The 11,237-nt window shown below is 73.4% G+C and carries 7 protein-coding genes; 3 read left to right on the forward strand and 4 right to left on the reverse strand.

Going from position 1 to position 11,237, the window contains the following annotated elements; translation table 11 throughout:
• Positions 1 to 201: 201 nt before the first annotated feature.
• Both HL663_RS11045 and HL663_RS11050 read right to left on the reverse strand, forming a co-directional pair.
• Positions 202 to 1,932, reverse strand: coding sequence for a family 14 glycosylhydrolase (locus HL663_RS11045; RefSeq protein WP_173028427.1), 1,731 nt, complete (start codon positions 1,930 to 1,932; stop codon positions 202 to 204).
• 104 nt (positions 1,933 to 2,036) lie between these two features.
• Positions 2,037 to 3,731, reverse strand: coding sequence for a SulP family inorganic anion transporter (locus HL663_RS11050; RefSeq protein WP_173028428.1), 1,695 nt, complete (start codon positions 3,729 to 3,731; stop codon positions 2,037 to 2,039).
• A gap of 263 nt (positions 3,732 to 3,994) precedes the next feature.
• On the opposite strand from HL663_RS11050, the gene HL663_RS11055 reads away from it, so the two are divergent.
• From HL663_RS11055 to HL663_RS11065, 3 genes are read left to right on the forward strand one after another with little or no spacing between them, the layout of a single operon-like run.
• Positions 3,995 to 5,083, forward strand: coding sequence for a hypothetical protein (locus HL663_RS11055; RefSeq protein ID WP_173028429.1), 1,089 nt, complete (start codon positions 3,995 to 3,997; stop codon positions 5,081 to 5,083).
• Between the two features lie 35 nt (positions 5,084 to 5,118).
• Entirely contained in the window at positions 5,119 to 5,451 is a 333-nt protein-coding gene (locus HL663_RS11060; RefSeq protein ID WP_173028430.1) for a hypothetical protein, read from the forward strand.
• Between the two features lie 56 nt (positions 5,452 to 5,507).
• Complete coding sequence (locus HL663_RS11065) at positions 5,508 to 6,518, forward strand: aldo/keto reductase family protein (RefSeq protein WP_173028431.1); 1,011 nt, start codon at positions 5,508 to 5,510, stop codon at positions 6,516 to 6,518.
• Positions 6,519 to 6,542: 24 nt separating this feature from the next.
• Here HL663_RS11065 and HL663_RS11070 read toward each other — a convergent pair whose 3' ends face one another.
• A complete protein-coding gene (locus HL663_RS11070; protein WP_173028432.1) occupies positions 6,543 to 7,517 on the reverse strand; it encodes a hypothetical protein in 975 nt (324 codons plus the stop codon).
• Positions 7,518 to 7,537: 20 nt separating this feature from the next.
• Positions 7,538 to 11,191 (reverse strand): OmpA family protein, encoded by a 3,654-nt coding sequence (locus HL663_RS11075; protein WP_173028433.1) that lies wholly within the window; start codon positions 11,189 to 11,191, stop codon positions 7,538 to 7,540.
• Between the last annotated feature and the right edge of the window lie 46 nt (positions 11,192 to 11,237).

Consider the following 11,237-nt stretch of genomic DNA (forward strand, 5'->3'; position numbering starts at 1 on the left):
CTCCGGTCCGCGACCCGGCCTCGGGGGTTGCCGGCCGGATCGCGGAGCCGACGACCTGCTGGAGAGGAGCCCGCACGACACCGCGTGATACCCACCGTGCACCCCCGGCCCGCACGGGAACGACCGAGGCCCCGAACCTACTGCCGCTCACGAGCGGTGGCCATGGCCCGACCGGGCCATGGCCACCGGGGCGTGGGTGCGCTAGGGCCGCGTGATCGCCACGTCCGTCGAGCCCGGCAGCACGTAGACGTGGGTCGACGAGGCCGGGTACCAGCGGGTCGCCCCGTCCCAGGCGCCGCCCGAGCTGACGAAGGCGAAGTTGAACGTCGGGGTGCCCTGGACGGTGGTGCTCCACCAGTGCCGGCCGTTGAGGTAGCCCTCGTAGGTCATCGCGCGGTCGCCGGTCAGGCCGTTCCACGGGTGCATCGTGTAGCCCGTGGCGGAGGCGGGCTCCGCGTAGTGCACGGTGACGCGCTGGCGGTAGCGGGCGATGAAGGCGGCGTAGCGCGACATCCCGAGTCCCGACGAGACGTCCCCGACGCGCAGGACGGTGAGGCCGGTGTAGGGGGCGTAGTCGAAGGCGTTGACGATGGTGTCCCAGCCGGCGTTCGTGGCGACCCCTCCGGACAGCGCGTTCTCGCCCTTGATCGTCACCCCGAGCGACTGGGCGTGCTGGGCCACCCAGAAGACGAGGTCCTGCGCACCGGACCACGCCGGCGAGGAGTAGGTGTTGGTCATCTCGAGACAGGTGAAGTGCAGGACGACCTGGCGCGTCGTGGCCACCTGCTTCGCCAGGCCGACGACCTTCGTGTAGCCGTGCCCGGTCGCGGCGGCGTCCATGTCGACCGACGTCTGCACGAGACCGGCGGCGACCTCGGCCGCCCGCGGGTACGAGGGGTTGGTCATCGCCCAGTGGACGCCCGGGACCTTGTAGCCCAGCGGGGCGTTGCCGAAGGACGACCCGAGCGCCCCCGACACGGCGTCGAGGACGGTCTTCCCGTGGGTCACCAGGCTCTGGTTGTACCAGTCGACGAAGTCCTTCCCGTACTTCACGGCGCGGTAGGAGTTGGAGGTGAAGAAGCCGGTTCCGTCCGAGGGCGGGGTGATCTGGCTCGTGGAGGTCAGCGAGGTGCCCCACGCGGTGTTGACGCTCGCGAGCGTGCCGTACTTCGTGAGCATCGCCGAGCGGAAGGACGCGACGGCGAGAGGCGAGTACGACTGCAGCGCACCGCGGGTGGGGTACCCGGTGCCGCTGTCGTGGGCGTTGTACGACGGGTAGCGCAGCTCACCGGCGGGACCGAGGGAGACGTTGAGCTCCTGGAGGTCGTTGGCGTACGTCGTGCCGTAGCGGTTCTTGAAGGCCGTCGCGAAGTCCGCGTACTCGCCGACGACGAGCGGGTCGGCCCACACCTGGAGGGTCTCGCTCGAGAGGTTGCCCTGCTCGCTGCGGTACCTCAGGCCGTTGCCGTCGAGCGTCACGCCGTTGAGCGTCCGGCCCGTGTACTTCGACCAGACCCACGTGGGCAGCGGGAAGCTGCACGTGTCGCCGACGTTCCCGCCGCACTGGTGGAAGGACAGGATGGGGACGATCTTCAGGCCCTGGGCCTTGATCTTCGCGAACATCGTGTCGTAGTACGACCAGTCGAACACCTGGTCCGTGGTCTCGACCTTGCCCCACCACACGTCGACGCTCACGGCGTCCACGCCGTACTCGCGGGCCGTGCGGATCTGCGACTCGAAGGTCGGCCACTGGGAGGCGTCGACCCACAGCGGGGCCATGACGTTGGCGGTGAAGGCCGGGTTGTTGGTGGCGGTCGCGGCGGATGCCGAGGGGGCGGCGGGCAGCATCCCCAGGGCGAGGGCGAGCAGGCCGACGAGGACGAGCCGGGCGCGGGCGACCCGCAGCGCGTGCGGACGGACGGGGACGGACACCGGGGGACCTCCGGGGGAGAGGGGCGCGGAACGAGCGCCGGGCCGGGGGCCGGGGCTCGCGACGGTGCGAGCGGAGCAGGACGGCCGGACTCTAGTGGAAGCGTTTACGCCTCGCATCCGGAGCGGGCGGCCTTGACGCCCGCGGCGATGGAGTGCCACAGGTGGTGGGGCCCGAGCTCGTCGACGAGACCGGAGCGCTCCAGCACCCCGCGCACGTCGGACAGCACGCGCACGAGGTGGACGTCGACCCCCTTGCGGCGCAGCGAGCGGACCAGGTGGGCCAGCCGGTCGCAGGTCGTCGAGTCCATCTGGTTGGTGGCCTCGAGGTCGAGGACCAGGGTGGCGCCGCCGTCGCGGTCCCGGCGGCGCAGGGCGAGCTGCTCCACCTGCGCGAGCACCGTCGAGGCGTTGGCCCAGAACAGCGGTCCGTCGGGGCGGACGACGACGACGCCGGCGTAGGTGCGTCGGGTCGGGTCCGAGCGGAGCGAGCCCCAGGCCGCCTTCTCGTCCTCGACCCGCCCCATCTCGTCGACGCGCACCTGCACCGAGCGGTAGACCAGCCCGAGCACCGACTGCGCGACCGCGACGAGGAGCCCGTTGAGCGGCCCGAGGACGAGCACGCCGACCAGCGCCACGACCGCCGCGACGAAGTCGTTGCGGCGCACCCGCCGGTAGCGGGCGAAAGCGCCGGGGTGGACGAGCCCCCAGACGGCCCGGATGACGACGGCGGACAGGACGGTGCGCGGCAGGTCCGCCAGCAGGCCGGTCGCGGCCACGAGGAAGCCGAGCGTCGCGACCGCCGCCGTGATGCCGCTCAGCTGCGTCCAGGCCCCGGCGCTCGCGTTGGCCGCGGTCTTGGACAGGGAGCCGCCGACCCCCATCCCGCCGAAGGCGCCGGAGGCGAGGTTGGCCGCGCCGTGGGCGACGAGCTCACGGTCGTCGGTGCGCGCGTCGACGTCCTCGGCGGAGAACAGGCGCACGGCGGCCAGCCCCTCGGCCACGGCGACCGCGGCGATCGCGACCCCGCCGGTCACGAGCCCGGACAGCAGGTGCGGGTCCACGGCGGGCAGCCGCGGCACGGGGAGGCCGCTCGGTACGGCGCCGACCGTCCGCACGCCGAGCTCGGCGAGACCCGCCCACCGGGCCGCCACGACGCCGCCGACGAGGACCACGAGCGACCACGGAACCCGTGGTGCCAGGCGGTGACCGCCGAAGAGCACGAGCAGGGCGACGGCGCCCACGGCGAGCGTCGGACCGTCGGCACCACCGATTCCGCGCACGAGGGCGACGAGGCGGTCGCCGAGGGTGCCGACGGGAGCCGGCAGACCGGCCAGCGCCGGCACCTCACCGACGACGATGAGCACGACGAGGCCGGCGACGAACCCCGTGACGATCGGCTCGCTGAGGAACTGCGCGACCCAGCCGAGCCGCAGGAGACCTGCCACGACGAGGACCACGCCGGCGACGAGGGCCAGCCCCGACGTCAGCCCGACGGCGGCCGCGGGGTCGCCTCCCGAGAGCACCCGGACGATGGACCCGGACAGCACCGACACGGTGGAGACCGGACCGACGAAAAGCACCTTGGACGAACCGAACACGGCGTAGGCGAGCAGTGCGGGAGGCAACGTCCAGAGCCCCACGACGAGCGGGACGCCGGCGACCGCCGCGTACCCGAGCGACTGCGGGACGGCGAGGGAGGCGACGAGGAGCCCGGCGAGGACGTCGCCCGTCAGGTGGCCGCGCGGGTAGTGGCGCAGCGACCGGAGGTTCTCCGGGACGAGCGGCAGCGACGCGGGCACCCCACCATCCTGCTCCCGGTCGTGGGTCGGCGGGGTCGCTTCCACGGGTGCGGAATCCGTAGGACCGATGACAGCACGGGCCGTCGGGACGCGTCCATCGGATGCTCGGACAGTCGCCCTCCACCGTTCGGAGGAGGGTGACAACGGTGTCCGTCAAGCGCCACTCTCGGCTTCGTAAAGGATTGGTCAAGTGACGGTCGAGAACTGCTCTGGGTCACTACTTTTCGAGGAGCAACGGGACGGACCCCGGCAAAGGAGATCAGGTGAGCGTGTCAGTCGTCACGGTGGACGGAGCCGTCGTCCGGGTGTCGGGCCAGGCCTTTCGCGAGACCTTCTCGCAGCGGTCGTCGGGGCGGACGGCCGAGTCCGATGGTGACGTCACCACGAGCTCCTCGACGCCCCTCGCCACGGGATCCGTGGCCCTCAAGCACCAGGCCGCCCAGGACGCCGGTGCGGGTCGCCTCACCCTCACCCACGCCACGGCCGCCAAGTCGGCCCTCGCCGAGTCCATCCTCGACGCGGAGGACGCTCTGACGTCCGTGCACCGCTCGTGGTTCGCCCCGGCCCAGCGCCCCTGCGGGCCGCGCCCCGACCGGGTCGACGAGTCGACGATCGTCGCCCGTCACGCGGAGGCCGCCGTCCGCGGTGTGCCGTGGTTCGACGTGTCGAAGCGCCGCCAGGCCGCGCAGATCGCCCGCCGTCTCGCCCACGCGGACATCGACATCGCGCGCCGCGCCGCCGAGGAGCGCGTGCAGGCGGAGGAGCGCCGCCTCGACGCGTGGTGGAACGCCCTGTGCGCCAACGACCCCACCGTCGTCACCGAGCACGTGAACGGCGTCTTCGCGGGCGAGTCCGGCCCACGCGCCGCGGCGCTCGGGGCGGCCGGTCCCGTCCTCGAGGTCGCCGTCCTCGCCCCCGGCGAGCACGTCCTCCCGGCGGAGGAGGTGCGGATGGGTGCCGCCCGCACGCTGACCATCCGGCGTGCATCGGCCGGCCACCGCTCCGAGCTGTACCGCCAGCACGTCGCGGGGCTGCTCGTGGCGACGGCGCGACGCGCCCTCGCGGCGGCGCCGGGCGCCGGCTCCGTCCGCGTCCACGTGCTGCGCTCCACCTGCTCCGGCCCCTACGACGACGTCTCCCTGCTCGCCGTCGCCGAGATCGCCCGCGAGGACCTGCACCGCGCCGACTTCGGCCTCGACGCCGTCTCCCTGCTGGCGCGCATCGGCCGGGGGACCGTGCTCGGCACGGGGGGCGCCGAGGCGGCGATGGAGCCGGTCGGCCTCGACGTCGTCCCCGGTCTCGCCGAGCGCCTCGCTGAGCTGTGCTGCGCCGAGCGCCAGGCGTCCGCCTGACCATGCGCTTCGTCACGCCCCCCACCTGGCCCCCCATGCCCGAGGGCTGGCTGCCCGACCCCGGGTGGCGCCCGGAGCCCGGGTGGCCGCCCGCGCCGAAGGGCTGGAGCTTCTGGGAGAACGACTACGGCGTCGCCGTGCCCGGCCCCGCGGGCCTCTACGGGACGCGTCCGCGCCTGCTCACCGGTCTGGGCATCGTCCTGGCGATCGCCACCGGCCTCCTCGGCTTCTACCTCGGGTCCGGCGGGGCCGCCTCCGCGGACGCCCAGGCCCCCGCCCCGGTCCGGACCGTCGTGTCCTCGCCCGGGGCCTCCTCGACCACGGCGCCGCCGACCGTCCTGTCCCCGGGCCCGGTTCCGTCCGAGTAGGGGGTCCGCCCGCACCTGTCGAGCTCGAGCGGGCGGACCCCTCCTACTGTGGGGTCATGGAGTTCCGATACCTCGGCAACAGTGGTCTCAAGATCTCGGAGATCACCTACGGCAACTGGCTGACCCACGGGTCACAGGTCGAGAACGAGGCGGCCGCCGCGTGCGTGCGCGCCGCCCTCGACCACGGCATCAGCACCTTCGACACCGCCGACGTCTACGCCAACACCAAGGCGGAGACCGTCCTCGGCGAGGCCCTCAAGGGCGAGCGGCGCGAGAGCCTGGAGATCTTCACGAAGGTCTACTGGCCGACCGGCCCCGGCGGCAAGAACGACACCGGCCTCTCGCGCAAGCACATCATGGAGTCGATCAACGGCTCCCTGCAGCGCCTGCAGACCGACTACGTCGACCTCTACCAGGCCCACCGCTACGACACCGAGACGCCGCTGGAGGAGACGATGCAGGCGTTCGCCGACGTCGTCCGGCAGGGCAAGGCCCTCTACATCGGGGTCTCGGAGTGGACGGCCGAGCAGATCCGGGCCGGGCACGCGCTCGCGAAGGACCTCGGTGTCCAGCTCATCTCGAGCCAGCCGCAGTACTCGATGCTCTGGCGCGTCATCGAGGACGAGGTCGTGCCGGCGAGCAAGGAGCTCGGCATCGGCCAGATCGTCTGGAGCCCCATCGCGCAGGGGGTGCTGACCGGGAAGTACAAGCCGGGCGAGGCCCCGCCCGCCGGCTCGCGAGCGACCGACGACAAGGGCGGCGCCGACATGATCAAGCGCTTCATGGACGACGAGCTGCTGACCCGCGTCCAGAAGCTGCAGCCGATCGCCGACGAGGCCGGCCTGACGATGGCGCAGCTGGCCATCGCGTGGGTGCTGCAGAACGACAACGTGTCTGCGGCGCTCGTCGGCGCCTCGCGGCCCGAGCAGGTCGAGAGCAACGTCAAGGCCGCGGGCGTGACGCTCGAGCCGTCGGCGATGCAGGCCATCGACGACGCGCTCGGTGACTCCGTCGTGCGCGACCCCGCGATGACCGCGCAGAACTCCCCGCAGGCCCGCGTGGCCTGAGCCCGGGACCGGTGCCCGACCGGGTCAGGGAGCGAACGCCGTTCCGTCCCAGACCCGGTCGAGCATCGAGGCGTAGGCGCTGCGGGCGATGTCGTTGCCGGACCAGACGAGTGCGAGCTCGTCACCCAGCCGGCTGGTGCCCGGCACGAGACCGGCCACCGAGCGCACCCGCGCGAAGGCGTGGTCGGCGCGGCCCGACGGGGCCACCGGCACCCGTCGGCAGCGGAACGTCGTCGGTGCGAGCACGGTCTCGAGCGGGACCGCGGCCACGTCGCCGAGGTCGCGCTCGACGAAGCCGCGGCCGACGGCGTCCCACGCGAGGGCCGTCCACTGCTCGGTGACCGAGCCGGGCGAGCCGGCGGTGACCTTGACGCCGAGGCGGTACCCCGGGGTGACGTCGGCGGCGGAGCGCCCCAGCACGACCGGGTCGGTCTCGGGCTCGGTGGTCACGACCGTCGGGGCCACCCACACCTCGCGCCCGAGCCACGGCATCGGGTCCGGGGGACCCGACGTCCCGGCGGGGGGCGCCGGCAGGGCCGCGGCCGGGCCCCAGAGCGGGAGCATCCCACCGATGCCGGCGAGGTCGGCCAGGGCCGCGACGAGCGGTCCCGCGAGGTCCTCGCGGACGGCGACCGAGAGCGGGACGCCGCCCCCCGCAGGGCCGTCCGGCCGCTGCGTCGCGACGGCGGTGAGGCGCAGCGGCGGGACCGAGGTGCTCGGCAGGTCGGCGAGGGACTCGGTGGCGAGCCCGAGCGCCGAGCCGATGGTGTCGGTGCGCATCCGGTCCTCGTGCATCCACTCGAGGAGGTTGAGGTAGCCGCCCACCTCGGTGATGTTCCGCGGCGCGGGGACCCGCGACGGGATGACGTCGCCCTGGGTCGCGAGCCGCCGCAGGAGCATCGCCTGGGCCTGCTGGATCTCGGGGCTGGTCGCGCCCCTGATCACCTCGGTGAGGGCGAGGACGAGGGCGTCGCCCGCGGCGTCCGGTGTCGTGGTCATGGTGTCTGTCCCTTCGCTGGTCAGTACTGGAAGGCGACGTCGGCGCGCCGCAGCCTCGGGTAGTCGCCGGGGGCCCCGGCGAGGACGCCGCCCTCGGCACGGGTGGCGGTGACGCCCTGCGTGGCGAGGTGGGCGATGACGGCGTCGGCGCGGCGGTGGGCCAGGTCGGCGTTGTGGGAGGCGGTGCCCTCCGGGGAGGCGTACCCGCGGACGACGGCGCCGGTGACCCCGGCGGCCTTCGCCGTGGTGACGACGGCGTCGAGCGCCGTGACGTCCGCGGGGGCCGGGCCGACGGCCAGGTCGTCCTCGTCGAGGGCGAAGTGCACGGTCGCGGTCGCCGGAGGGGCGGGCTTCGGGGCGGGCGGCGGCTCGGCGGGGCCCGGGTCGGGGTCCTCGTCGGGCTTCTTCTCGGGCTTCGTGGGGTCGGTCTTCTTCTCGTCGGCCTTCTTGCCCGTGTAGAGCGAGGCGGAGGTCTCCATCGCCTTGACGGCGAGCTGGGTGGCCGACGCCAGGGCGTCCTTGCGTGCGGCCTCACCGGTGTCGATGGTCTTGCCACCGAGCGTCGTGAGGTTGCCCGCGTTCGTCAGCGCGCCGACGTCGAAGCCCTTCTGCTCCTTCGCCGCTGCGACGAGCGCCGCCGCGAGCGTGGTGTCGGCGGCGACCGGCGCCATCGAGAAGTTCTGGATCTGCGGGGTGAGGCCCGTGAGCGTGTTGGGCGCCGTGAGGGCGCCGGCCAGCGACTGACCGGGGGCGCCGACGGCGGCGATCTCCGGGGCGCTGTCGCCCGGGCTGTCCTGCCAGTTCCAGAACCGCGTGAGGTCGATCTTCTCCGCGGACGGGCAGTGCCCGAGCACGGCCTCGCCGAGGACACCCTTCGTCGGCAGCGCGATCGTCGAGCGGGGCGGGTCGAAGCCGTCGGTGTGGAACCGGGTCAGCGCGTCCTGCACCTGCGCGCTCGTCAGGCCGGTGGCCATGGTCATCTCGGCCGGGATCATGAACGGCAGCACCATGCAGTTACCGAAGTAGCCGAGCACGTTGTTGGTGATGCACGAGATGAGCGGCACGCCCCGGCGGGGGCGCCCCTCGGCGTCCGGGGGCAGCCCGATCTCGTAGCGCTCGAGCATCACGGCGCGCTCTTCCGTTGTGAGGGAGGCGAACACGGCGACGCTGCACGTCATCGTGTTGCGCACGACCCACTGGAAGGTCTTCTCGATCTCGAGGACCGAGGCGTAGGAGAGCACGGGCGGGATGCCCCGCGCCGGCACGGGGTAGGCCGAGACCGGCAGCTCGACGGCGCCGGGGAAGCCGCGGCCGACGACCTGGACCGCCGAGCCACCGCTGGTGGCCGCCGGCAGCTGCGCGGAGAACGCGGTGACGAGGGGTCCGCCGAGCTCGCGCTCGACCCGGTCGGCCGCGAAGGCCTTGGACACCGACGGCTTCTCGAAGGCGGCCTTGAGCGCCTGCTCGCCGAGGCTGCCGAGGACCACGCCGGCGATGCGCAGGTCGGCGACCGCCGGTGGGGCGAAGGAGTAGTCGAGCCGTGCGGCGCGGCGACGCACCTCGAAGCCGACGACGTCCTGCCGGGCCATCGACGGGGGGAGCGTCACCGAGGCCGTCCAGGTGCGCGAGGCGCCGGTGGCGCGGCGGGCGGTGCGCAGGGCCCCGAAGAGGGCCTCCTCCGAGGCGAAGGCGTTCGGGCCCGTGGGCAGGTCGTACGACGGGTCACCCTCCAGCCGGATCGGGCCGACCCGCACGCCGCGCGGTCCGAGGACCGTGACGGACACCTCGTCGGTCGCGAGAAACGTTCCGGTGAGGGCGAGGTCGAGCGTCTCGACGGTCGCCGCGGACTGGTCGGCGACCGCGGTCGACGGGTTGGACGCGAAGTCGGTCAGCAGCGTCAGGCCCCGGCGGTGGCGGGCCGGCACGACACGGGTCAGGACGTCGGCGTGGGTGAGCATCCGGCCGTAGCGGTCGAGCACCTCGTCGCGCGTGTCGGGGGCGTCGGTCAGACGCGGGGGGAGTCCGGGCGGGAGGAACTTGACGATCTCGAGCGGCACGAGGCAGACGAGGTTGACGCCCTCGACGACCGTCGAGACGTCGAAGAGCCGTTGCACCTCCCAGTACTGCATCGTCAGCGCCCGCGTCTTGTTGTGGTTCGTGATGACCTTGGTGACGACCTCGGTGCTCTCGTGGGCGCTGGCGAGGCGCATCGCCGTGCGCGACGAGGTGCGGCGGGCCGCCGCCTGGCGCTGCACCGAGGAGTGGGTGGCCTGCGCGGCGTTCGACGTCGAGCTGCGCGCACCGCTCATCCACGTGTTCGTGTTGCCCGAGCTCGAGGAGGTGCCGAAGCTCGTCGCGACCCCGCCGGCGACGCAGCCGAACGGGAAGACACCGCCGCCACCGACCGCGGCGGCCACCGAGAACGAGCTGGCCTCGGTGTCGTAGTGCGAACCGCCGGAGGCGACCTCGTTGAAGGCCGACGCGAAGGTGGCCGTGGCGGAGGTGTCGTCCCGCTCGGCGAAGCTCATCTGCTCCGCGGAGTCGACGCGCTCGGACTCGATGACGGTGGAGGTCGAGGTGCGCTCGGTGACGGCCATCCGCTGCTGCTCGCCGGGGGCGAGGGGCAGGGAGTAGACGAGGTCGCCGAGCGCGAGGCCGAGGGGTGTCCAGCGCTGCGCCATCTGCACGACGTAGCCGACCGACAGCGAGCCGGCGACGGGGATGCCGCCCCAGGGGCGCTCGACGGCCAGCCCCTCGCGGAAGGCCTCGACGTCGAGGGGGCGGTCCAGCGGCACGCGCTCGGTCAGCTGGAAGCGCAGACGGTTCACCGCACCCGCGACACGCGCCGCGGGGGAGTGCGGCCCGTAGTAGGTCAGGGAGGAGCCGCGCTCGTCGCGGTCGCGGTTCGGGAGGTGGAAGCGCACCGACGGCTGGCTGAGGGCGGGGTCGGTGAGCCGGAAGAGCACGCCGTACGGGAAGCGGTCGGACGAGGAGTCCTTGCGGAAGACGATCTGGCACTCGTCCTCGCCGACGGCGATGGCCGGGGTGGAGTGGGTCTCGACCGGGCCGCTCGACGGGGAGGCCTCGGCGACTGACTGGAGGGCGGCGACGAGGTCGGTGGACAGCGCGGGAGCGGGCTCGGGGAGGCGCACGGGCGGGAGGGTGCCGGAGGGGCGTAGCTGCTCGAGCGCGTCCGTCACCCGGTGCACGCCCGCCCCGTGGGTGACGACGAGGGTGACATCGCGGTCACCGGCACGGGCGGCCTGCGGGACGGTGAGGACGAAGCTGCCGTCGCTCGACGTGATGCCGGACGCCGCCCGCGCGTCGGCGGTCGACATCGCCGCGACCTCGAGGGCGACCTGGACGCGGGCGGTGGGGGACCCGTCCGGCTGCTCGAGGCGGCCGACGACCTGCGGCGGCAGCTGCGTGGCGACCTCGGGCAGCGACGACATCGTGTCGACGAGCTCCTCGAGGGCCGTGACCAGCTGGTGCTGGTGGCCGATCTGGAGGTCGACGAACTCCTCGGCGAGCCGGTCGACGACAGGGCTCTTGACGTCCCAGAGAGGGGAGTCGGCGCTGAGCGCCCATGGGACGCCCCACTGGCCGTCGTCGACCCGGCCGTCGACGCTGCGTGCCGCTGCGGCGGCCCTGTCTTTGAAGTCCTCGCCGAACATCGTGAGCTCCTCTCACCGGACCGGCACCCGCTGCCGGTCTGGTGAG

Origin of the sequence: Arthrobacter sp. NEB 688 (genome assembly GCF_013201035.1) — a bacterium.
GTDB lineage: Bacteria > Actinomycetota > Actinomycetes > Actinomycetales > Dermatophilaceae > Phycicoccus.

Excerpts from the sequence above, each read along its gene's own strand:
- HL663_RS11060 (WP_173028430.1), top strand. The coding sequence starts at position 5,119 with ATGCCCGAGGGCTGGCTGCCCGACCCCGGGTGGCGCCCGGAGCCCGGG.
- HL663_RS11065 (WP_173028431.1), top strand. The coding sequence starts at position 5,508 with ATGGAGTTCCGATACCTCGGCAACAGTGGTCTCAAGATCTCGGAGATC.
- HL663_RS11070 (WP_173028432.1), bottom strand. The coding sequence starts at position 7,517 with ATGACCACGACACCGGACGCCGCGGGCGACGCCCTCGTCCTCGCCCTC.
- HL663_RS11075 (WP_173028433.1), bottom strand. The coding sequence starts at position 11,191 with ATGTTCGGCGAGGACTTCAAAGACAGGGCCGCCGCAGCGGCACGCAGC.